We start from the raw sequence: 23,127 nt of genomic DNA, 5'->3' as shown, positions 1-23,127 counted from the left end.
AAGTTTAAATCATCTGAGGTATATGATAATATATTAAATCGTGAATTTACAGCTAATCAACCATTAGAAAAAATTTGTATGGATATAACATACATACCTATCGGTAAAAAATTCTTATATATGAATGTAGCCAAAGATTTATTTAACGGTGAAATAGTCGCATATGAGATAAGTACAAAAATGGATTCTAAATTAGTTAATAATACAGTAAATCAACTAATAAATATGAATGTAGCTAAAGATTGTATTTTACATACAGATCAAGGTTCACAATATACAAGTAGATCTTACTCTAAAAGGCTTAAGGATAATGGTATTATACAATCTATGTCCCGAAGGGGCAACTGCTGGGATAATGCTCCTATAGAAAGTTTTTTCAGTCATTTTAAATCTGAATTAATATATTTAATTGATACTACAGATCCAAAGGAAATGATTAGTCTAATAAATGATTATATTTATTTTTATAATAATGAAAGAATACAATTAAAAAACGGAATGAGTCCGATTGAATATCGAACTCATTCCGAGTAAAGATAGCCTTTTTTAAGTCTGTCTACTTGACAGGGACATATCCAAAATAGAGGATAAGCCTCTTTTTCATTGTTGAAATGATGAAAATATATTTGATTTCATACAAAAAAGAGTGTCTTATGAACTAAAAAGTTCATTTTGAGACACACCCTTTTTAATTTGTATAAATTTGGGTAAATATTAATGTATAGATTTAATATTTCATATAAAATTTATTGAAGCATAATAAATAGTTTAACAGGATAAGCAGTTTAAATAAAGAATTATTATATTAGAGTGATTTTATCAATAGTTTAAAATCAATGAAATTATAATAAAATAAAGTGAAAATTGTATCTTAATAGAGTTGATGTAGTTACAAAAAAGTGACCAATTGTTATGTATTTATAAAACTGATATATTAATTACATGAAATCTAAAATAGTTTGTTCTAGGAATATATACAATAAAAATTTTAATTAAGTAAAGCTAGGTATATTTGTAAAATCAATAAATACATTGCTATAGAAGCTTATTTAATAAATTAAATAAAGAAAAGAGGAGAATAAAATGTACAACATAGATGATATGATATATGATTGTCCAGTAGAAGCTTTATCAAGTATATTAGGTAAAAAGTGGGTAGCTATAATTATATGGAAAATACAAAAAGATAAAAAAAGATTTGGAGAGTTACAAAGAGCTATACCAGATTGTAGTAAGAAAATGTTAGCTCAACAATTAGATTTTCTAATTGAACAAGGAATTATAGTCAACCAAAAAAAACTGGTTAATAATATTGTAGAGTCAACATATTTTTTAAGTGAATCAGGATTACTATTACTTCCTGTTATGGAAAAAATGATTATGTGGAGCAATAAAAATTTAAATTGTGATAAATACTAGAATTTGCTCTGGGATTAATAAGGATTTAATTAAACTATGAGTAGAAAAAGGTATTAAAATTACATAATTTTTTAATCAGATTCTGCTTTGGAAGTAAGATTGTAATGTTGAAAATAAAACAAGGAGGAATTTTAATTTGCAAAATGTAAATTTATTTTTAGTATTTATAGAAGGTATAGTATCGTTCTTTTCACCATGTATATTGCCGATTTTGCCAATTTATTTGAGTATATTGTCAAATAGCAGTGTAGAGAATCTAAAAGAAGGAAAAACGAGTTTTATAGGAAGTTCTCTATTTAAAAATACTATATTCTTTGCTCTTGGAATATCAACAACATTTTTTATATTGGGTTCATCAGTAAAAGTATTGAGTATGTTTTTTAATGAAAATAAAGATTTAATAATGTTTATTGGTGGGATTATAATTATTATCATGGGCTTGTTTTACATGGGAATAATTAAATCTTCAATATTGAATAGAGAAAAAAGATTTAATATGAAGTTTAAAGAAATGAAAGCAATAACAGCTTTTCTGTTAGGTTTTACATTTAGTTTTGGGTGGACACCTTGCATTGGTCCAATATTGGCATCTGTATTAGTAATGGTTTCAAGTTCAAGTAATCATCTTAGTGCCAATCTTTTAATAGCAGTATATACTATTGGTTTCATTTTGCCATTTATAATTACAGCTATGTTTTATAGTAAACTATTTAAAACTATAGATAAGATAAAGTCCAACATGGAAATTATTAAAAAAATAGGTGGAATTATACTTATAGTGTCAGGAATATTAATGATGGTAAATGGATTTGGAAGTATAAGCAAACATTTTAATATGTCACAAAATAGTAAAATTGAAAGTAAGCAAGAAGAAAATAAACGAGAAAATTCTAATGATAAAGAAGAAAATTCTGGTGGTAATGATAGTCAAAAAGACTCTAATAATGAAAATAGCAATACAGGGTCTAATGATGAAGATAGAATAAAGTCTATTGATTTTACTTTAACAGACCAATATGGTAAAACGCATAAATTAAGTGATTATGAAGGTAAAGTTGTATTCTTAAATTTCTGGGCTACATGGTGTCCTCCATGTAAAGAAGAAATGCCTCACATAGAGCAACTATATAAAGACTATAATAAAAATAATGAAGATGTAGTAATTTTAGGAGTAGCTTCACCTAATTTAGGTAGAGAAGGTTCAAGAGAACATGTGGTTAACTTCTTAAAAGAACAAGGGTATACTTTCCCAGTTGCACTTGATGAAGATGGAGCGTTAGCATATCAATATGGAATTAATGCTTTTCCAACTACATTTATAATTGATAAAGAGGGATATGTAACTCAGTATATTCCAGGGGCTATGGATAAAGAGACTATGGCATCTTTTATTGAAAACCAGAGAAATAAATAAATTAAAATCTTTAAGTATAAGGTTATAAATACATTTAAGGTTACAAAAAAGTACCTAATTGTAGCATTTAGATAATCTTGCTATAGTAAAAGTATAAACAACACAAGAAAGGGTTGAAAATTATATGAAAAAAATATTTGATGCTATAATAATAGGATTTGGAAAAGGTGGAAAAACATTAGCAGGAGATTTGGCAAACAAAGGATTAAAAGTAGCCTTAATAGAAAAGTCAGACCAGATGTATGGAGGAACATGTATAAATGTGGCATGTATACCAACTAAAAGCTTAGAGAATTCAGCAAATAGTATAAAAGCAAAGGATATAAATTCTTGGGATGAAGCTCAAGTTGAATATGAGAAAGCTATAGATAAAAAAGAAACTTTAATTACAAAGCTTAGAGAAGCTAACTATAATAAGTTAAATTCAAATAATAATGTAACTATATTTACAGGAATGGGGACTTTTATTGATGAAAAAACGATCCAAGTTAAAACTGAAAATGAAGTTTATGAGTTAGTAGCAGATAAGATATTTATTAATACTGGTTCAAGACCATTTATACCTAATATTAAAGGTATTGAAAACAAGAATGTAGTATATGATAGTGAGTCTCTTATGAAGCTAAGAACTCTACCTAAAAAAATGACAATTATAGGAGCTGGTTTTATAGGTTTAGAGTTTGCTGGTATTTACAGTTCATTTGGAACAGAAGTTACAATATTAAATTCTAATAATGTTATTTTACCAAATGAAGATATTGAAGACTCGGAAGAAATAATAAAATTGCTTGAAAAGAGAAATGTAAAAATTATAAATAATGTAAAGATAAAAGAGATTAAAGAAGTTTCTAACTTAGCTACAATAGAGTATGAAATAGATGGTAAATTGAAAGAATTAACAAGTAATATGATACTTGTAGCTACAGGAAGAAAGGCAAATACTGAAGGACTAGGATTAGAGAATGCAGGCATAGAATTAAATGAAAGAGGATTTATTAAAGTATCAGATACTCTTAAGACTAATAAAGAACATATATGGGCTATAGGTGATATAAATGGAGGTCCACAATTTACTTATATTTCACTAGATGATTATCGTATAATTATTAATCAAATGTTTGGAAATAAGACTAGAACAACTAGTGATAGAAAAAATATACCAAATTCTATATTTATAAACCCAGCATTCTCAAGAGTTGGTCTTAATGTTAAGCAAGCTAAAGAAAAAGGATATGAAGTCTTAGTAGCAAAGATGCCAGTAGAAGCAATCCCAAGGGCTAAACAGATTGGTAAGGCAGATGGATTTATAAAAATAGTAATAGATAAGAAATCAAATAAGATACTTGGAGCTACTATGATATGTGAAGGTTCAAGTGAGATTATCCACTTAATTCAATTAGCTGTAGATTTAGAGGTAGAGTACACATATTTAAGAGATCGCGTTTATGCACATCCAACTATGACAGAAGCTCTTAATGATGTTCTATCTCCTAATATGATAAAAGAAGTATAACATAAATTTAATATATAAATCTAAAATTATCATTATAAATAGATTTTATAAAGAGGCTATCTCAAAAAATAGAGATAAGTCTCTTTTTTACTGTTTAAATGATAAAAATATATTGGATTTTATAAAAGAAGATTACCTTATGAACTAAAAAGTTTATTTTGAAACACTACCTATTTATGTTATAAACTTATAAATATAATATAGAATCTATTATTCTGTATTATTAAGTGGGGTTAAGCGTTATAATTAATTATAAATATTGAATAATCTAAATGGATAAGATAATGGTATTAAAAATTATCCTAAAAAGTGAAATAATCTGTATTTAATGTAGTACAGTGATATATTTAAAGCAAGGTGGTGAAATGATATAAATAAGATATTTAAAATAGGGTTTGATGATAGTGATAAAAGATAGTTTTCAAGTAAAGAATTAACAAGACTTATAAAGGCTAAAGAAGAAATAGAATGGCTAATCAATAGAGATTACAAAGTAGACCCAGTCGTTACTTTTGTTGGTGATAGATACCAGTTTTCTATAAGACAAAGAGATGCATTAAAAAGGGCAGTCTGTACTGATGAAAAAAATATTATAAGACAATCAAAGAGGCTTTCTCTAGATAAAATCAAAGAAAATACCGTAAATATAGATGGCTTTAATAAGTGTATAAGTTATTTTAATGTGGCTAGAAGTATAATTGAAGAGTATATTAAAGACTGCAATATCGTAAATTTAAATAAGTAGACAAATAGAAATGAAAATATAAGTATATATAGAAATACTATTAGTAATACAAGTAAAGTTTGAAAATAGGAGAACGGATACATATCGAATTTCATAAAATGTTGTAAAAAGACATATGAGAGGATGGATATGTGTGAAATTAACTAAACTAAATATTAAAAAATACAGAGCGCCTATATATAAATATGCTTTAGCAAATGTAAATTTGAGGTCTGGAAAATCTACAAATTCAAGTATCATAACTGTAATACCTCAGGGAGCTAAAATGGAGGTATTAGATGAAGAAGATGACTGGATTAAAGTGATGTACAATTCTCAAGAAGGATATGTATATAAGGATTTGGTATCAGTAAGCGAATATACTTGGAGTAACTTAAACTTAAGAGAAGATAAATCTACAACTTCCAATATAATTACAGTAATTCCTGAAAAATCTAGGGTTGAAGTCTTACAAGTAGATGGAGATTGGAGTAAGGTTGTATATGATGATAAAATAGGGTATGTTTTTAATTATTTTTTATCGACTGATGGGAATAAACCCAATGAATTAGATTATAACTATTTTTATACTGATATGACTAAATTTGTTAATGAAAATAACATTAAAAGTACTAGTGACTATCTAATTGTAACAGACCTTAGAAATAAATATACTTATATTTTTAAGAAAGACAATGGAGGCTGGGGACAACTTTACAAGTGGCAATGTACTATAGGTAAACCTGATACTCCAACTATAACAGGTATATTTTATATAAGTGGAAGAAAGCCTTCTTTTGGAACAGATGAATATTCAGTTAAGTATGCTACCAGAATTAAAGGAGGATATTACTATCATTCTGTACTATATGATTCAACAGGAAGCTATATAATAGATGGCAGACTTGGTGAAGCTCTTAGCCATGGATGTATAAGATTAAGTACAGAAAATGCGAAATGGATATACGATAATATACCAGATACAACAACAGTTATAATCCATTAAGAGAATTATTATAAGCATAGATTTTTAATAAATAAGATTAGATACTAGTATTTAATAAAAAATATTTTAATCATAAGAGAGTACCAGTAATAAAATAAAAAATATTTTGAGGCACTCTCTTATAAATATACATAATTAATCTAGGGGATAGATTGTTATGTTTAAGATATTTTCATAAATAATTCTATAATCTTGTCTTTATCAAAGAAAACAGGATTAGCTCCAGCACAAGCATCTTTCATAGAGTTTTCTGCAAGCAACTCAAAATTAGGGTTATAAACGCCTACATCTTTCAAAGATTTTGGAATTCCTACTTCTTTAGAAAGAGCTTTTATTTTATCTATTACAAAGTCAACACACTCTTTATCTGATTTATTATGTACATTCATTCCAATAACTTCAGCTATTGGGCGGAATTTAGAAGGAGCAGATTTAGCATTTTCTTCTTCCACTATTGGAAGTAGCATAGCATTACATACTCCATGAGGTAAATCATACAAACCTCCCAATTGATGAGCCATAGCATGTACGTTTCCAAGACCTGCGTTACTAAATGCAATTCCATTTAAAAAACAAGCATAACACATTTGTTCTCTAGCTTCTATATCATTACCATTTTTAACAGCTCTTGGAAGGTATTTAAATATCTGCTTTATAGAATATAGGGCAGTTGAATCTGTAACATCATAAGCTCCATTAGCTACTACAGCTTCTATAGCATGAGTTAGTGCATCCATACCAGTTGCTGCTGTTAAATTAGATGGTTTACTAATCATTAATTCTGGGTCATTTACTGTCATTGTAGCTAGAGAATTGGTATCAACCATTATCATTTTTACATGTCTGTCTTCATCAGTTATAACATAGTTTATTGTAACTTCTGCAGATGTACCAGCAGTAGTAGTTATGGCTACGATAGGAAGACATTTTTTTGAAGTTTTATTGATACCTTCATAGTCTCGAATATCTCCTCCATTAGTGGCTAATATAGATATAGCTTTGCCACAGTCTTGTGGAGAACCACCTCCTATAGTAATAACAAAGTCGCAATTTTCTGATTTTAATATTTCAAGTCCTTTATTTACATTAGTTACAGTTGGATTTTGTTTAACTTCATCATAAATAGCAAAGTCTACACCTATCTGTGATAAAATATCTGTTACTTTTTTTACAGTACCATTTGAAACTAGAAATTTATCACTAACAACAAATGCCTTCTTAGTCCCTAATGATTTGATTGAATCTTTAGCTTCATTAAGACATCCTTTCCCAAGTAAATTTATTGGTGGTACATAATAAATGCTCATAACTGAAATCTCCTTTTATTTTAAATTGATTTTTTATGTAGAAATATATATCTAATAATTTTCACTAATTTACCAATAATATATTGTATTTTAGATTAATATAGGTTTGTTGGTTCTTATATAAGAACTTGATTCGTAATTACGATTATGATTAGAATTTAACACAGTATTTTTATTATGTCAATAAAAAGATAAAAAAGATTATAAAAAAACAAAGTTACTGTAATTAAGTCAGCAACTTTGTTTTTTACTGTATAAATCAAATAAATATATTGGTTTAAAATAAAATTTTTAATTATTACAATAATATCTTACACATACAAAATATTAATCTAATTTATTACAATATCTTCATTACGTTCTTCCATCATAGATTGAATATTTTTCTGAGCATTTAAAAGTAATTTTTTTATCAGTTCTATTTTTTCTTCATTAGCTCTAAATAATGGCAGTGTTACACTAACAGCAGCTCTTATACATCCATTTTTTCTTATCGGTACAGCAAGACATTTTAGGTGTTCCATTGATTCCTCACATTCTGAAGCTATTTGTGTTTTTTGAACTTCAAGAAGTTGGTCATATAAAACGTCAAAATCTGTAATTGATTTTTCTGTAAAACCTTTTAGACCATCTGGATATAAACTTATTAGCTTTTCCTTATCAAAATCACATAAAAGAGCTTTTCCAAGACCTGTACAATTAGCAGGTATTTTCTTTCCAACATAAGAAATAAGTCTAATTGGTTCTGGAGAATCTACTTTGCCGATATAAAGAACTTCATTATTGTCAAGTATACCAAGCTGACAAGTCTCAGAACAAGAATTAACTATATTAGTCATTTCATCAATTATATAGTTAAAAATAGTTCTCTTTTCAAAAAATGAAGACCCTAATGTATAAGAACGTATACCTATAGAATATTTAGATGTGTTCTTATCGATAGTAATATATTTTCTAGCATTAAGTGTATGAACTATAGGAAAGATGCTACTTTTTGGAGCATTTATAGCATCTGCTATTTCTGTAAGAGTATATCCGTTTTCGGATTCAGCTAATGCTTCTAAAATATCTAATATCCTAGCTGTTGGGCGATGATTATCTGAAGTCATAAATTTCCCCCTCTTTTTATTAATTTAAAGTATTAGAATATGTTGATTTTAGCACACTATGCGATATTTTACAATGTAGAAAACAAATATGTAGATTTGTATATAAATAAGCTCTTGATTCAAATACATATATACATTTTTTTAGAAGGTTATATATTAAAGGCTAGCTTAATTTCCAAAATATACCTAAAGAAAGTTAGTGATATTTAGTTATATAATTTAAGAGAATCTATTTAATGGTGTTTTTTAGATGAAGATATCAAAATATTGTGAATTTGTATTTTATAATTTGTCTATTATTGAGGTTTTCTAAAAATTTTGTGGTTTTGAGTACTCTATAATTTTAAATACTTTGTATTTTTGCATATAATGAAGCTATTTGATAATACATAATATATATTATCAGACAATTTGAAAAAATTTTGACAAAAATTTATTTTTTTATTGACTCATAAATAGGAAAATGCTATCATTAATTCAAAGATTCGTAAATAAAAACTTAGTTCTTAAATACGAACTGAAACGGCCGTTAGATTTAAAGCTAAAAACTTAATAAGAGTAATTAAATATCATGTTTTAGGAGGAGTAACTTTATGATAATGGATTTTATTAAAAAAATTCCTGCAGGTATGATGATAGTGCCGATGTTTATAGCAGCTTTCATTAATACATTTTGTCCAGATATTGTGCAAATAGGCTCATTTACGACAGCCGTATTTTCAAGTGTTGGGTCTGCAACTATAATTGGAGTCCAGTTGGTATGCTTGGGAACTCAACTCCAATTTAGAGAAATGCCAAAAGTTTTAAAAAGAGGTGGTATACTTCTTGGTTCTAAATTTGCTATAGGAGCTTTAATAGGTATACTTATAGGAAAATTATTTGGAATGGATGGAGTTCTTGGTCTTACAACGTTAGCTGTTATAAGTGCAGTTACAAATAGCAATGGTAGTATATATCTTTCACTAATGACTTCATATGGAGATGAAACAGATTGTGCAACTATGAGTTTACTTACTTTAAATGATGGACCATTTTTTACACTGATAGCTCTTGGAACTTCAGGTCTTGCAAATGTACCTTTGATGTCATTATTGGCTGCAATAGTGCCAATACTTGTTGGGATGATAATAGGTAACTTTGACAAAAAAATGAAAGAGTTTTTAGAGCCAGGATGTAATTTGCTTGTACCTTTTGTAGGATTTGCGCTTGGTAGTAGTATAAATCTTGCAAGTATACTAAAAGGAGGTTTATCAGGAGTACTACTTGGATTAATATCTGTGTTTGTAGGAGGTGTATTTATAGTATTCTGTGATAAATTTATAGGAAAACGTCCAGGATATGCAGGATGGGCTGTAGCTACGACTGCTGGAAATGCAATTGCTGTACCTGCTGCTGTTGCATTAGTTGACCCATCATGGCAACCATATGTTGCAACAGCTACAACACAAGTGGCAGCAGCAGTAGTTGTCACTGCAATATTAGTTCCTCTTATAACTAGTTGGTGGGCTAAGAAGTATGGATGTCCTAAGTTTCCAAGACAAAATGAGGATGGGACAATAACAGCTTAATTCATATTACAATGAGCTGTTGTTGAGATAGTAAACTCTTTAATTAGATTTTAGGATGTTAATAAAATTATATTATTTATAAAGGAGAATAAGAATAATGATAAATGCAGTGATAATTGATGAAAAAGATAATGTTGCAGTAGCTATTGAAGCAATAGCTAAAGATAGTGAAATTAGTTTTAAATTAAAAGATAAAACGATAAAAACCATTACAGCATTAGATGATATAACTATTTATCATAAATTGGCTATAAAAGATATAGCCCAAGGTGATAAAGTTACTAAATATGGTGAGCATATAGGAGAAGCAAATCAGGAAATAAAAATTGGTCAACATGTACATATTCATAATGTTAGAAGTGTTAGAGAGGATTTGGATAAACAAGTTATGGTTAATATATAAAATAATAAAAGTTGGATTCATTGTTTTTAGTATTGAATAATTATCAAATAGAATTTTAGCTGTTTGATTAGTTAGTGTAAAAAAAGTTATAATACATGAAAATTACAGAAAGTATAGAGACTATTTTAGGAGGAAATCAGTATGAAATTTTATGGATATAAAAGACCAGATGGAAGAGTTGGTATAAGAAACCACATATTAATATTGCCTACTAGTGTGTGTGCATCAGATACAACTAGAATAATAGCATCACAAGTTCAAGGTGCAGTTACTTTTAATAATCAAAATGGATGTTCACAAGTACATTCAGACCAACAATTAACTATGGATGTTATGGCTGGTTATGCAGCAAATCCCAATGTATATGGTGTAATAGTTGTATCTTTAGGATGCGAAAATTGTCAAAATGATTTGGTAGTTGATGCAATAAAAGAGAGAACAAATAAACCAATAAAAACTCTTGTAATACAGGAAGAACATGGAACTTTGAAAACTATAGAAAAGGCTGTTCGTTATGCTAGAGAAATGGCACAAGAGGCTTCTTTACTTAGAAAAGAAGAATTTCCAATATCTGAGCTTATACTAGGAACTGAATGTGGTGGGTCTGACCCAACAAGTGGATTAGCAGCAAATCCACTAATAGGTGAATTAAGTGATAGACTTGTTGACTTAGGAGCAACATCAATTTTAAGTGAAACTACTGAATTTATAGGTGCAGAACATATATTAGCTAGAAGAGCAGTAAATGAAGAGGTAAAAGAAAAAATATTACATATAGTACATAGATATGAAAATTCGTTAAAATTGGTTGGAGAAGAAGTTAGAGAAGGTAATCCATCTCCTGGAAATATAGCTGGTGGTTTGACAAGTTTAGAAGAAAAATCGCTTGGCTGTATACATAAAGGAGGACATAGACAAATAAGTGAAGTATATGATTATGCTAAACAGATTGATAAGAAAGGTCTTGTTATAATGGATACACCTGGAAATGATGCTTCATCTGTTGCTGGTATGGTTGCTGGAGGAGCTCAAATAGTAGTGTTTAGTACAGGAAGGGGAACTCCATCAGGAAATCCAATAGCCCCAGTAATAAAAATAACTGGAAATAAAATAACTTTTACAAACATGGAAGATAATATGGATTTTGATGCTAGCCCAGTTATATATGGTCCACAGACAATGGAAGAACTAACAGATGATTTGTTAGATATGGTTATAGATGTAGCAAATGGAAAACAATCAAAAGCAGAGTCTCTTGGATATACTGAAATGGCAATAGCTAGAGTATGTAACTATGTATAAGATTTAAGTAATAGGTTGATTACATAGAATTTTAATATAAGGGTGAGGTTATGAAGTTTATTAGTTTTACTGAAGGAGAAAATGAGTATAAAAAGATTGGAGTTTTTTCTAAAGATGAGTTATTTATTATAGATATTAACTCTTTAAATCTTAGTAATTCTTTTAAGGATTTAAATGATTTGATTCAAAATATATCTCAAGACGATATTATGAAGTTAAAATCTATTATAAATGAAGGGATATTCTATAATTATAACGCTTTTGAGAGAGAAAGATGTACTATACATGCTCCTATAGAAAAACCTATACATGATATTTTATGTGTGGGAGTGAACTATAAAGACCATCTTGAAGAAACTCAAACTTACTTTGATAATAGTTTTGAAGAGCCCCAAAAAACAGTATATTTTACAAAACGTGTGACAAGAGCGATAGGTCCAGAAGATGAGATAGATGGTCATTTTGATATAAATAATCAACTAGACTATGAAGTTGAACTTGGAGTAGTAATAGGTAGGACAGGTGTTAATATTAAAAAAGAAGAGGTCGAAGATTATATCTTTGGGTACACTGTTATAAATGATATTTCTGCTAGAAAGTTGCAAAGAGAGCATGTTCAATGGTTTAGAGGAAAGGGATTAGATACATTTACATCTTTAGGACCATGTATCCTACATAAAAGTGCAATTTCTTTTCCTATAAAACTTAAAGTATGTAGTAGAGTAAATGGTGAAGAAAGACAAAGTTCTAATACAAGGTTATTCATATCAGACATTTCAGATATAGTTTCAGAACTTTCAAAAGGTATGACTTTAGAGGCTGGAGATATTATAGCTACTGGTACACCTTCTGGAGTTGGGATGGGCTTTTCACCTCCACGATATATGAGTAGTGGAGATGTAATTGAATGTGAGATTGAAAGTATTGGAATTTTAAGAAATCACATTAAGTAAATGTTTTAATATAGCTAATATTAAGGCAGAATCTGAATGTATTAAATGAACATATTAAAATAAATTTTAGGAGTTTAAATTATGAAAGCAGAATTTTTGACACCAGTTGTTACAATATTTGATGAAGAAGGAAATTTAGATAAAGAAGGAAATAAAAAAGTATACGACTATCTTATAGATGGGGGTGTAGATGGTCTAGTTATAATGGGAAGTACTGGAGAGTTCTTTAATATGTCTATGGATATGCAAAAAGAACTTATAGATTTAGTAACTAGTCATGTCAATAAGAGAGTAAAAGTGTTTATAGGTACAAGTCGTATGTGTGTAGATGAATCTATAGAGCTTTCAAACTATGCACATAATAGTGGAGCAGATGGAGTTATGATAATAAGCCCTTATTATTTCTCTCTTGATGATGATAGCATTGAGATGTTTTATAGTGAGATAGCTAAAAATACAGAAGCTGAAATATATTTATACAATTATCCAGATAGAACTGGTTATGATTTAAGTCCAGAGCTTACATTAAGACTTGTAAGAAAACATAAAAACATAGTTGGATATAAGGATACAGTAACCTTGATGGGACACACTAGAGATTTAATAAATACTATGAAAGCAGAGTTCCCGGATTTTAAGATATATAGTGGTTATGATGAAAACTTTATACATAATCTAATGTCTGGAGGAGCAGGTTGTATAGGTGGACTATCAAATTTAATTCCAGAAGTTTGTTCTAAATGGGCTGAAGCTTATAACAGTAAAGATATGGATAAGGTTATAGAAATTCAAAAATATATCAATAAAGCAATGGATTTTTACTTAATAACAAATCCATTTATACCAGCAATGAAAAAAGCTATGACTATCAGAGGATTACAAATAAGCGATTATATGACTGCCCCATTTATAAAACCAAATGAAAAGCAAGTATGTGAAATTAAAAAATTGATGAATGAATTAAATATATATTAACTACTTAATTAAATATATTAACAAAAAAAGAGGGTTTTAAACTGATTTTTATAATCATTTTAAACACTCTTTTTTTATATATGTTAAATCAATCTTGCAAAGTAGTCAACAATAAACTACAATTATCTTAATAAAAATTAAATTAAATAATACTAGGGTACTATATTAGTTTAATAGGGAAAGTGATGTAAATTCACTACAGCCCCCGCTACTGTATACGGATACAAAATCAAAATCCACTGAAATTTATAAAAAATTTTGGGAAGGATGATGGAGGAGAAGCCGTGAGTCAGGAGACCTGCCCAGTATTACATAGGTGCAATTTAGGGTGGAGATTGTACTTTATAATAAAATGAAATATCAATTCATTTTTTGTAAAGTTGATATATAAGCTTCTCCTTATTAAATTAGGAGAAGTTTTTTATTTTATTAAAGTTTTTAGCCACTCATAAAAAATAAAATATTGGAGTGAAAGAGATGAAATTTAAATCAAATGTTTTAAAGCAGTTTTTTTTAATTGTTATGGTAATTTTTTTGGTAGGAGGTCTTATAGGATGTAGTAAAGATGATAAAGATAATACACAAGTTAGTAGTGGTAAGAAGTTAGAATTAAAATATGCAAGTGGATTTAGTGTTGAATATTTAGAAGATGGAATTAAAAAAGTAACTGATGGAGATAATCGAGAACTAATTTTAATCCCTAAGAAGATTAAAATTCCTGCAAAGTATAAAAATTCTAATATAGTTAGAACACCTGTGGACAATGTATTAATAGCATCTACAACACAAGCTTGTTCTCTAAGAACAATAGATGAACTAGATAGTATAAAAGCAGTAACAACAGAAGAACAGTATTGGACTATTAAAGAAATTAAAGATTTAATGAAAAATGGAAAGATACATTATGTTGGTTCAAATTTAGCACCAGATTATGAAAAAATAGTAGACTTAAATCCTGATTTAACTATAGTGAGTAGTGGCTTATCAGAAGCTGATACAAAATTTATTGACAAACTAAAAGAATTAGGGCTTAATTATGTTGTGGATAATGAATATAAAGAGCAAAATCCATTTGGAAGGATGGAGTGGACAAGCTTAATAGCTGCATTTTATGATAAAGAAGATATAGCTACTAGTGAACTAGATAAAACAGTACAAAGAATAGAAGAGGTAAGTAACAAAATAAAAAATAAAACTAAGCCTAAAGTTGTATGGGCATCTGTATATGAAGGAAATGCTTATATAGCACCTAAAGACTCATATGTAGACAATATGATAAAAATGGCTGGTGGAATAAATGCATGTGCTTCAATAGATTCAAATGAAGGACGAGTGAGCATTGAGCAATTACATGAAGTTGCAAAGGATGCAGATATATTTGTATACTCATCAAGTTCAGATTATGCACCAAACTTAGATTCTATAAAATCTAGTGCACCTATGTTGGCTGATTTGGATGTTGTAAAAAATGGAAACCTATGGGTGTTTGCTCCAGATTATTATCAATCAGTAGATAAGACAGACGAATTAATAGTAGATTTAGTTGAGATGTTTCATCCAGGAACTACAGGTGAAAAAATCAAACATTATATAAACTATGATAAATAGTATATAAGACGACACTAAAAGATAGGTTTTATAGAGTTTAGTTAATATAGTTTTGATAAGAGGAGTATATAAATGGATTTTATCAATAAAATTAGAATAAGGAATACTACAGTATTTATAGCGATAATTATAGGTATGATACTTACTTTTTTAGTGTGTGTAGCATTTGGTTCTGTAAAAATTGAATTTAAGGAAATAATAGATGTTGTATTAAGAGGTATGGATAATACAGAACATTATAAAATAATCTACAATATAAGAATCCCTAGAGTACTTGCAACTATGGTAGGTGGAGCCTGTCTAGCCGTATCAGGTATCTTACTACAGATATTTTTCAAAAACCCAATAGTTGAACCATATATATTAGGTGTATCTTCAGGTTCTACTTTGTCAGTAGCACTTATGATTTTGGGGGGGTATACATTGGGATTTGAAAGTATAAATTCAATGAGTATATTTGTGGCAGCATTTATAGGAGCTCTGATTGTAATGTCTATAGTCATTCTATTTGCAAATAAGGTAAAGAATATAACAACTCTTTTAATAATAGGAATTATGACTGGATATGTGTGTAGTGGTATAACAAATGTGTTACAATCATTTGCAAATAGTGAAAAATTAAAGGAATTTACTGTGTGGTCTATGGGGAGTTTTTCTGGATTTACATGGGAAAAGGTAGAAATACTTATAATAGTTGGTATGTTAGGTCTTTTGATGACTATCTTCATAATAAAACCTTTAAATGCTTTTTTACTGGGAGAAGAATATGCAAAAAGTATTGGTATAAATATAAAATTTTTTAGGGTTTTGATAGTATTTATATCTAGTATACTAGCTGCAATAGTATCAGCATTTGCAGGTCCTATAGGATTTATTGGACTTGCAGTACCACAAATTTCAAAATTGATATTTAAGACATCAGATAATAGAGTTTTAATACCAGTGGTAATATTTTTAGGAAGTATAGTTACAGCTCTTTGTGATTTGATATCAAGAGTAATTTTATCACCAGTAGAATTACCAATAAGCACTATAACATCTTTATTAGGAGCTCCAATTGTAGTGATGCTATTGATGAAAAGGAAGGATAGGACTTAGATATGTTGAAAACTAATAATTTAAGTGTAGGATACAATAACAAAGTAGTTGTAAGTGATATAAATATAGAAGTAAAAAATGGAGAAATACTATGTCTTTTGGGAAGTAATGGAGCTGGAAAAACTACCCTATTGAGGTCCTTATCTAAACTTATAACACCAATAAAAGGTGAGATATATTTGAATGATATAGATGTAAATCATATATCCAGAAAAGAATTATCAAAAAAAATGGCTTTAGTACTTACAAATAGATTATTAGGTGACTTAATGACTGTACAAGATATAGTCAATATAGGAAGGTATCCGTATACAGGATTTTTTGGGAGTCTATCTAAAAAGGATTTAATAATGGTAGACGAAGCATTGGAGTCTGTAGATGCATTACATTTAAAGAAAAGATATTTTGATGAACTAAGTGATGGAGAAAAACAAAAGGTGTTGGTTGCAAGAGCTCTCGTTCAAGAACCAGAAATAATTATATTGGATGAGCCGACAACTCATTTGGATATAAAACATAGATTGGAGCTCATAAACATACTAAAGAAACTAAGTAAAGAAAAGTTAATATCAGTAATACTTTCACTACATGAAATAGATATAGCATTAAAAAGTTGTGATAAGGTTGCTCTTATAAAAAATAATAAAGTCATAGCTTATGGTCAACCTGAAGATGTAGTAGATGAGGATATTATAAATTCGCTTTATGAGTTGGATGATAAAAATTTTAATAGTCTTTTAGGTGCAGTAGAAATTAGTAATAAATCTAAAAATGAAGTTTTTATAATTGGTGGTGGGGGTAAAGCAACTCCAATTTATAGAGCTTTTACTAAAAAAGGTATAGGTCTATACTCTGGAATAATACATGAAAATGATATTGATTATGAAATTGGTAGAACTATGGGCATAAAGATGTTTACAGAAAAGCCATTTGAGTTGATAAGCGATGAGAGTTTCGATTTGGCCATTAAGAGCCTAAGTAACTCTAAGGTTATAATAGATACTGGATTTAATGTAGGTGAAATAAACAAAAGGAATATAGATATTATAAAAGAGGCTTTGAAGTTAAATAAAAAAGTTTATTCTTTTAGAAATAGAGATGAGAGTCATAAGTATTATAATAATCTGTACAATAATATAGAATATATAGATAAAGTTTCCCAAATGGTAGATAGTATTAATATGAATAATTTACTATAACCTTCAAAATAAAATGTACTTGTGAAATATAAAAAGTGGGTGTCTCAAAATGAACTGTTTAGTTCATGAGGCACTCTTTTTTGTATGAAATCAAATATATTTTCATCATTTCAACAATGAAAAAATGCTTATCTCTATTTTGAGACAGCCCCTTTTTTATTATTTATGTATTTTATATATGTCATTATAAAAAGAAGTTACTTTACAAATAACCTATAGCTTCCTCTCTAGTTAAAAAAAAGTGAATTCCTGTAGTTGATTCTTTCCATCTATTTTCATTAAAATCTTCAGCTACAATCGTTTCTCCTACTCTATATATAAAATTTTCATCAGCATATGCACGAGCACTTTTAAAAGATTCTTTACCATCTATACTTGTAATTGACAGTACTTTTGCTTTATCACATCTACAAGCATTTGATGTAGCAGATACTCTTTTTGCGTCACTAGGTATTAATAATTGTACCATTCTAAAATTAAAACATTTTTTATAGCCTATAAATGCTCCTGTTTCAGGACAGTACAATTTAAAAAAACGAGTACTTTCATCTGATATTATTCCATCCAAAGTAGCATATTCTAAATTGGAGTTTTCTAAATTAGCACCACTTAAGTCTGAGTTAGATAAATCACAAAATCTAAAATTAGCACCACTTAAGTCTGCTTTTTTTAGTATGGAGTTTTTTAGTGAACAATTTGAAAAATAAGAGTTGTTAAAATTAGAATTTTCTAAATCGGCCTCTTCTAAGTTTAAATCAATAAGGTCAGACCATGAAAAATCAATATTACTTAAACAGTATCCTTTTAAATCCATATTTTCTAACTTTACTTCTCTTAAATCTGCTCTTTCTCCATCATTATTGTTCTTAAGCCATTGGTAATGTTTTTTAAGTATTTTTTTAAGTTCTTGTTTGGAGATATCTCTCATAAAAATCACCTTCATGAATTTATTTTTATACCTTTAGTAGCAAAATAGATATATATTTAATTATATAACAATAAATAAAAAACTTCTAAATAATATATAAAATATCATCTTTAAAATACTTTTTTTCAATATATTAGAATATATTTTTAGACTATTTAGAGATAATTTACATTTTTAAACATGTCATAATAAGCTTGTATTGTTTTATATTTGAGCTGATAAAAATTTCTTTAAACAAAAATAATATCAGTTATACAATAATAAAAGTTTAGATATAAAAAAATTTGTGTATATACTATATGTAGTATATAATAGATAAAACACTGACTATATGTAGTGCTTTTGTTTTTTAAAAATACTTATTATATTGATAAGATTATATGTTATTTATAAAATTCAAACTGATAAGGACTAAAAGAAATAATAGGCAAATTAAATGAAATTATAGCACAAGATTATGTTAAAAGGACGGTAAATAATGAATTGGATAGAGCTTAACAATCAAGTGATAATTAAAAATGAACAAGGTAAGTATCAACTGGAAAAGGACAAGGAAGCCTTAAGTAGTTACATAGAAGAGTTTATAAAACCAAAGTTGAGAAGATTTAATGACTTAGAAGAAAGATTAAAGTACTTAATGGATGAAGGTTATTATTCAGAAGAAGTAATAAATAAGTATAGCATGGATTTTATTAAAAAAATGTATAAGTTTATTGAGAAATATCAGTTTGAATTTCAATCATATATGAGTGCAAATAAATTTTATCAAAATTATGCATTAAAAAGTAATGATGGAAAAGAAATATTAGAAACATATAATGAGAAAGTATTAATTGTAGCTTTAACATTAGGAAATGGTGATGAGAGTCTAGCTATGAGTTTGACAGATAAAATAGTAAAACAAGAGTTTCAACCAGCTACACCAACATTTTTAAATGCTGGAAGAAAAAGAGCTGGAGAGATGGTATCATGTTTTTTATTATCTGTAGAAGATAGTACAGAAGGCATATCATATGCTATATCTTCATCAAATCACTTATCAAAGATTGGTGGAGGAGTTGCACTAAATTTATCTAAACTTAGAGCATCAGGTGAATCTATAAAAGATATAGAAGGTGCAGCTGGAGGGGTTGTTGGTGTAGCTAAAATGTTGGAGCAATCCTTTAGTTATTTTAATCAAATGGGAGCTAGACAAGGCTCTGGGGCAGTTTATCTTACTGTATTCCATCCTGACTTTGAATTATTGATGGATACAAAAAAGATAAATGCAGATGAGAAAATAAGACTTGCTACATTATCACTAGGAGCTATAATACCAGATAAATTTATGGAGTTGGCAGAAAAAAATGAAGTAGCATATGCTTTTTATCCTCATACTGTGTACAAGAAATATGGAATTTCTCTTGATGAGATAGAAATGAATGAATGGTATGATAAGTTGGTTAGTGATGATGATATAAGAAAAAAAGAAATAAATCCTAGACAGATGTTGACTAAAATAGCACAGATGCAACAAGAAAGTGGATATCCATATGTAGTATACATAGATACAGCTAATAGAGAACATACGTTAAAAGATGTTGGAATGGTTAAGATGTCTAACTTATGTTGTGAGATATTTCAATATCAGACATCCTCACAAATAGAGGGTTATGGAGGCAAAAATGAATGGGGACAAGATATAAGTTGTAACCTAGGTTCTTTAAATATAGCCAATGTTATGGATAATAAGACTATAGAAAGTACGGTTGAGACAGCAATAAGAGCACTGTCTTTTGTAGCAGATAGTACAGATATAAAGCCAGTACCAACAGTAAGTAACAGTAATAGTAAGTCTCATTCTATAGGATTGGGGGCTATGAATTTACACGGATATTTAGTAAGAGAAAATATTTTGTATACTTCAGAAGATGCTATAGATTTTGCTAATGTATTTTTTGCAATGGTTAGATATTATTCAATTAAAGCATCAATGAAAATAGCTATAGAAAAAAATCAAACCTTTGAAGGATTTGATAAATCAGAATATGCTAAAGGAAGAAAAAGTAAAGTACTATCAAAATATTATAAGAAGTCTTATTTACCTAAGTCAGATAGGGTGAAGTCGTTATTTGAAGGTATACATATACCTACAAAAGAAGATTGGATAAGTTTGTTAGATGAAGTAAAAGAAAAAGGTATATATAATGCGTATTTGATGGCAGTAGCACCAACTCAAAGCATTAGTTATGTTCAAAATGCTACATCAAGTATAATGCCAATTACTGAACAAGTGGAAGTAAGAACGTATGGAGATTCTACTACAATATATCCAATGCCATTTTTAACAAATGATAATATGTTGTATTATCAATCAGCATATAGAATGGATATGAGAAAAGTTATAGATTTAGTAGCAACAGTTCAACAACATGTTGACCAAGGTATATCCACGACACTATTTGTTACAGATGAAAAGACAACTAGGGATATAGCTAGACATTACATATATGCATATAAAAAAGGTCTGAAAAGTTTATATTACACAAGAACAAAGATGACAAGAGACACTCACGAGTGTCTAGTATGTTCAGTATAGGGAGAGAAGTATATGACATTTAATTTACATAAAATACATAATGCAGTTAACTGGAATAGAGAAGAAGATGGATTTACACAGGCTTTTTGGGAACAAAATGTAAAACAATTTTGGCTTCCTGAAGAAATATCTGTTTCTAAAGACATCAAGGTATGGAATGAACTAAGTGATAAAGAAAAAGAGTTATATAAAAAAGTATTGGGTGGATTAACATTATTGGATACAAAACAGGGGAATAATGGAATTCCATCTATGATGAGTTTAACAGAAAACTTACAAAGAAAAGCTGTCTTGTCTTTTATGGGGACTATGGAAGAAATACATGCAAAAAGTTATTCTTCTATATTTATGACTCTACTTTCTAACTCAGAAATAGATGAGTTGTTTGAATGGATAGAAACAGAACCAACGTTACAAAGAAAGGCTGATTTAGTTTTAGCTCAATATGAAAATACTACAAATCAAGAGGGGTTATACTTATCAATGGTTACAAGTGTATTTTTAGAGAGTTTTTTGTTTTATTCAGGATTTTTTTATCCATTGTATCTATCTGGTCAAGGAAAAATGGTAGCTAGTGGAGAAATAATATCGCTTATTCTTAGAGATGAGTCTTTACATGGTAAATACATAGGATTGCTTGCACAAGAAATATACGATTCATTTGATGTAATTGATAAGGAAATATTAGAAGAGAAGATGTATTCTATACTTTATAGTCTTATGGAGAATGAGATAGAGTACACAAATGTTATATACAGAGAAAGTGGGCTTGAAAAAGAGGTCGTAAATTTTTTGAAATACAATGCAAATAGAGCTTTAGAAAATCTAGGATTTGAAAAGCTATATACTGTAGGTGATATAAATTCAATTGTATTAAATGGTCTTAGTACTGAAACTAAAACACATGATTTCTTTTCAACTAAAGGGAATGGATACCAAAAAGGAGTATATGAGGAATTAGAAGATGAAGATTTTATAATATAATTTATAAATTATGACAGACTGTTGTCACCTTTAGAATGATAATATCAATGTATAAAATATATATACGGAGGTATTTTTTATGAAATATGAATGGAGAAAAAGAGATAAAGAGTTGTATTTGCCTAAGAGGAATCCTGTAATAATTGAAGTACCAGAGCAGAAATTTATCATGTTAAAAGGGAATGGAGACCCAAATTCTAAAGCATTTACTGAAGCAATAGGAGTACTTTATTCTTTGGCATATGCAATAAAAACCATGCCTAAAAAGGGAATTGTACCAGAAGGGTATTTTGATTATACTGTTTTTCCTTTAGAAGGTATATGGGATAAGGGAGAAAAAAGCAAATGCTTAGACATGCTTATTAAAGAAGATTTAATTTATACTATAATGATACGTCAACCAGATTTTGTTACACAAGACTTGTTAAATAAAGCTGTTGATATAGTAAAAAAGAAGAAACCACATAATCTTCTTGAAAAAGTTAACTTTGGGTCTATTAATGAAGGTCTGTGTGTTCAAATGCTTCATATAGGCTCATATGATAATGAACCAGAAAGCTTTGATATTATGAATGAATTTTGTAAAAAGAATAAACTTATAAGAAAATCTTATATACATCGTGAAATTTATATAAGTGATGCCAGAAAAGTATCGCCTGAGTCATTGAAGACTGTTTTGCGTTTTGAAGTAGAAAGGGAAGTATAGATATTTTTGATAATTTATTTATAAAAGTTATAAAAAGTGAAGTCTAAATAGACTTCATTTTTTGATGTAGTTTCAAGATTCGAGTTGATATCTCATAAGATTTCTAAATTTATTAGTATTATTATCAAATATTAATACTAATTATATACATATCATTATATAATATTTATATTACATAGGTAGATTACTAGCAATATGTGTATATTATTATTTAAAATAAATTGAATATACTATTTGATATTTTAATTGAAATAGTAAAAAAATATAGATAAATATTATTTTATTAAGAAAAAATTAGCATATTGACAAAATTTAAGTGCTCATTTAAACTGG

The 23,127-nt window shown here is 28.3% G+C and carries 20 protein-coding genes and 1 riboswitch; of the genes, 17 read left to right on the top strand and 3 right to left on the bottom strand.

Going from position 1 to position 23,127, the window contains the following annotated elements:
- The 6 genes from KGF42_RS04780 to KGF42_RS04755 form a co-directional block, all read left to right on the top strand.
- A partial coding sequence (locus KGF42_RS04780; protein WP_227825883.1) for an IS3 family transposase occupies positions 1-534 on the top strand: 534 nt, incomplete at its 5' end.
- A 549-nt stretch (positions 535-1,083) separates the two neighbouring features.
- Positions 1,084-1,419 (top strand): winged helix-turn-helix transcriptional regulator, encoded by a 336-nt coding sequence (locus KGF42_RS04775; protein WP_054274924.1) that lies wholly within the window; start codon positions 1,084-1,086, stop codon positions 1,417-1,419.
- A 136-nt stretch (positions 1,420-1,555) separates the two neighbouring features.
- Positions 1,556-2,833 carry a cytochrome c biogenesis protein/redoxin gene (locus KGF42_RS04770; protein ID WP_227825882.1) on the top strand — a complete coding sequence of 426 codons (1,278 nt, stop codon included), beginning with the start codon at positions 1,556-1,558 and terminating at the stop codon, positions 2,831-2,833.
- Positions 2,834-2,957: 124 nt separating this feature from the next.
- Positions 2,958-4,346, top strand: a complete 1,389-nt coding sequence (locus KGF42_RS04765) for a dihydrolipoyl dehydrogenase family protein (RefSeq protein ID WP_054274922.1) — start codon at positions 2,958-2,960, stop codon at positions 4,344-4,346.
- A gap of 445 nt (positions 4,347-4,791) precedes the next feature.
- Positions 4,792-5,091 (top strand): DUF434 domain-containing protein, encoded by a 300-nt coding sequence (locus KGF42_RS04760; RefSeq protein ID WP_107595718.1) that lies wholly within the window; start codon positions 4,792-4,794, stop codon positions 5,089-5,091.
- A gap of 115 nt (positions 5,092-5,206) precedes the next feature.
- A complete protein-coding gene (locus KGF42_RS04755; RefSeq protein ID WP_200907954.1) occupies positions 5,207-6,076 on the top strand; it encodes a L,D-transpeptidase family protein in 870 nt (289 codons plus the stop codon).
- Positions 6,077-6,237: 161 nt separating this feature from the next.
- Here the strand turns inward: KGF42_RS04755 and KGF42_RS04750 are convergent, their stop codons facing one another.
- Positions 6,238-7,383 carry an iron-containing alcohol dehydrogenase gene (locus tag KGF42_RS04750; protein WP_054274921.1) on the bottom strand — a complete coding sequence of 382 codons (1,146 nt, stop codon included), beginning with the start codon at positions 7,381-7,383 and terminating at the stop codon, positions 6,238-6,240.
- 332 nt (positions 7,384-7,715) lie between these two features.
- Positions 7,716-8,492: an IclR family transcriptional regulator gene (locus tag KGF42_RS04745; protein ID WP_054274920.1), complete on the bottom strand. Its 777-nt coding sequence runs from the start codon at positions 8,490-8,492 to the stop codon at positions 7,716-7,718.
- A 593-nt stretch (positions 8,493-9,085) separates the two neighbouring features.
- Between KGF42_RS04745 and KGF42_RS04740 the strand changes: the two genes are divergently transcribed.
- The 8 genes from KGF42_RS04740 to KGF42_RS04705 all read left to right on the top strand — a co-directional run bounded on the left by KGF42_RS04740 (position 9,086) and on the right by KGF42_RS04705 (position 17,598).
- Positions 9,086-10,060: a 2-keto-3-deoxygluconate permease gene (locus tag KGF42_RS04740; RefSeq protein WP_227825881.1), complete on the top strand. Its 975-nt coding sequence runs from the start codon at positions 9,086-9,088 to the stop codon at positions 10,058-10,060.
- Between the two features lie 97 nt (positions 10,061-10,157).
- Positions 10,158-10,463 (top strand): UxaA family hydrolase, encoded by a 306-nt coding sequence (locus tag KGF42_RS04735; RefSeq protein ID WP_227825880.1) that lies wholly within the window; start codon positions 10,158-10,160, stop codon positions 10,461-10,463.
- Positions 10,464-10,604: 141 nt separating this feature from the next.
- A complete protein-coding gene (locus KGF42_RS04730; protein WP_227825879.1) occupies positions 10,605-11,765 on the top strand; it encodes a UxaA family hydrolase in 1,161 nt (386 codons plus the stop codon).
- Between the two features lie 50 nt (positions 11,766-11,815).
- Positions 11,816-12,718: a fumarylacetoacetate hydrolase family protein gene (locus KGF42_RS04725; RefSeq protein ID WP_227825878.1), complete on the top strand. Its 903-nt coding sequence runs from the start codon at positions 11,816-11,818 to the stop codon at positions 12,716-12,718.
- Between the two features lie 81 nt (positions 12,719-12,799).
- The gene (locus KGF42_RS04720) at positions 12,800-13,693 is read left to right on the top strand and encodes a dihydrodipicolinate synthase family protein (RefSeq protein WP_227825877.1); all 894 of its coding nucleotides are present in this window, start codon (positions 12,800-12,802) and stop codon (positions 13,691-13,693) included.
- Between the two features lie 138 nt (positions 13,694-13,831).
- Positions 13,832-14,014: riboswitch (cobalamin riboswitch) on the top strand.
- A 156-nt stretch (positions 14,015-14,170) separates the two neighbouring features.
- Positions 14,171-15,301, top strand: coding sequence for an ABC transporter substrate-binding protein (locus KGF42_RS04715; protein WP_227825876.1), 1,131 nt, complete (start codon positions 14,171-14,173; stop codon positions 15,299-15,301).
- Between the two features lie 72 nt (positions 15,302-15,373).
- On the top strand, positions 15,374-16,399 hold the full coding sequence (locus tag KGF42_RS04710) for an iron ABC transporter permease (protein WP_227825875.1): 1,026 nt from the start codon (positions 15,374-15,376) through the stop codon (positions 16,397-16,399).
- Positions 16,400-16,401: 2 nt separating this feature from the next.
- The gene (locus KGF42_RS04705; protein ID WP_227822981.1) at positions 16,402-17,598 is read left to right on the top strand and encodes an ABC transporter ATP-binding protein; all 1,197 of its coding nucleotides are present in this window, start codon (positions 16,402-16,404) and stop codon (positions 17,596-17,598) included.
- A gap of 202 nt (positions 17,599-17,800) precedes the next feature.
- Here the strand turns inward: KGF42_RS04705 and KGF42_RS04700 are convergent, their stop codons facing one another.
- A complete protein-coding gene (locus KGF42_RS04700) occupies positions 17,801-18,526 on the bottom strand; it encodes a pentapeptide repeat-containing protein (protein ID WP_227825874.1) in 726 nt (241 codons plus the stop codon).
- Between the two features lie 478 nt (positions 18,527-19,004).
- On the opposite strand from KGF42_RS04700, the gene nrdE reads away from it, so the two are divergent.
- The 3 genes from nrdE to KGF42_RS04685 all read left to right on the top strand — a co-directional run bounded on the left by nrdE (position 19,005) and on the right by KGF42_RS04685 (position 22,794).
- Positions 19,005-21,104 carry a class 1b ribonucleoside-diphosphate reductase subunit alpha gene (gene nrdE / locus KGF42_RS04695; RefSeq protein WP_227825873.1) on the top strand — a complete coding sequence of 700 codons (2,100 nt, stop codon included), beginning with the start codon at positions 19,005-19,007 and terminating at the stop codon, positions 21,102-21,104.
- Positions 21,105-21,116: 12 nt separating this feature from the next.
- On the top strand, positions 21,117-22,088 hold the full coding sequence (nrdF, locus tag KGF42_RS04690; protein ID WP_054274906.1) for a class 1b ribonucleoside-diphosphate reductase subunit beta: 972 nt from the start codon (positions 21,117-21,119) through the stop codon (positions 22,086-22,088).
- A 79-nt stretch (positions 22,089-22,167) separates the two neighbouring features.
- Complete coding sequence (locus tag KGF42_RS04685) at positions 22,168-22,794, top strand: GyrI-like domain-containing protein (RefSeq protein WP_227823252.1); 627 nt, start codon at positions 22,168-22,170, stop codon at positions 22,792-22,794.
- Positions 22,795-23,127 lie beyond the last annotated feature (333 nt).

It is taken from the genome of Clostridioides sp. ZZV15-6383, from assembly GCF_020657735.1.
In the GTDB taxonomy this organism is placed as follows: domain Bacteria; phylum Bacillota; class Clostridia; order Peptostreptococcales; family Peptostreptococcaceae; genus Clostridioides; species Clostridioides difficile_D.
Note: the sequence above shows the minus strand (reverse complement) of the source record. Positions and strands in the feature narration are given on the sequence as shown.

What these genes read in the sequence shown, in the direction of transcription:
- KGF42_RS04765 (WP_054274922.1), top strand. Translation starts at nt 2,958, where the DNA reads ATGAAAAAAATATTTGATGCTATAATAATAGGATTTGGAAAAGGTGGA.
- KGF42_RS04705 (WP_227822981.1), top strand. Translation starts at nt 16,402, where the DNA reads ATGTTGAAAACTAATAATTTAAGTGTAGGATACAATAACAAAGTAGTT.
- KGF42_RS04750 (WP_054274921.1), bottom strand. Translation starts at nt 7,383, where the DNA reads ATGAGCATTTATTATGTACCACCAATAAATTTACTTGGGAAAGGATGT.
- KGF42_RS04730 (WP_227825879.1), top strand. Translation starts at nt 10,605, where the DNA reads ATGAAATTTTATGGATATAAAAGACCAGATGGAAGAGTTGGTATAAGA.
- KGF42_RS04735 (WP_227825880.1), top strand. Translation starts at nt 10,158, where the DNA reads ATGATAAATGCAGTGATAATTGATGAAAAAGATAATGTTGCAGTAGCT.
- KGF42_RS04710 (WP_227825875.1), top strand. Translation starts at nt 15,374, where the DNA reads ATGGATTTTATCAATAAAATTAGAATAAGGAATACTACAGTATTTATA.
- nrdF (WP_054274906.1), top strand. Translation starts at nt 21,117, where the DNA reads ATGACATTTAATTTACATAAAATACATAATGCAGTTAACTGGAATAGA.
- KGF42_RS04715 (WP_227825876.1), top strand. Translation starts at nt 14,171, where the DNA reads ATGAAATTTAAATCAAATGTTTTAAAGCAGTTTTTTTTAATTGTTATG.
- KGF42_RS04775 (WP_054274924.1), top strand. Translation starts at nt 1,084, where the DNA reads ATGTACAACATAGATGATATGATATATGATTGTCCAGTAGAAGCTTTA.
- KGF42_RS04725 (WP_227825878.1), top strand. Translation starts at nt 11,816, where the DNA reads ATGAAGTTTATTAGTTTTACTGAAGGAGAAAATGAGTATAAAAAGATT.
- KGF42_RS04720 (WP_227825877.1), top strand. Translation starts at nt 12,800, where the DNA reads ATGAAAGCAGAATTTTTGACACCAGTTGTTACAATATTTGATGAAGAA.
- KGF42_RS04700 (WP_227825874.1), bottom strand. Translation starts at nt 18,526, where the DNA reads ATGAGAGATATCTCCAAACAAGAACTTAAAAAAATACTTAAAAAACAT.
- KGF42_RS04685 (WP_227823252.1), top strand. Translation starts at nt 22,168, where the DNA reads ATGAAATATGAATGGAGAAAAAGAGATAAAGAGTTGTATTTGCCTAAG.
- KGF42_RS04755 (WP_200907954.1), top strand. Translation starts at nt 5,207, where the DNA reads ATGAGAGGATGGATATGTGTGAAATTAACTAAACTAAATATTAAAAAA.
- nrdE (WP_227825873.1), top strand. Translation starts at nt 19,005, where the DNA reads ATGAATTGGATAGAGCTTAACAATCAAGTGATAATTAAAAATGAACAA.
- KGF42_RS04740 (WP_227825881.1), top strand. Translation starts at nt 9,086, where the DNA reads ATGATAATGGATTTTATTAAAAAAATTCCTGCAGGTATGATGATAGTG.
- KGF42_RS04745 (WP_054274920.1), bottom strand. Translation starts at nt 8,492, where the DNA reads ATGACTTCAGATAATCATCGCCCAACAGCTAGGATATTAGATATTTTA.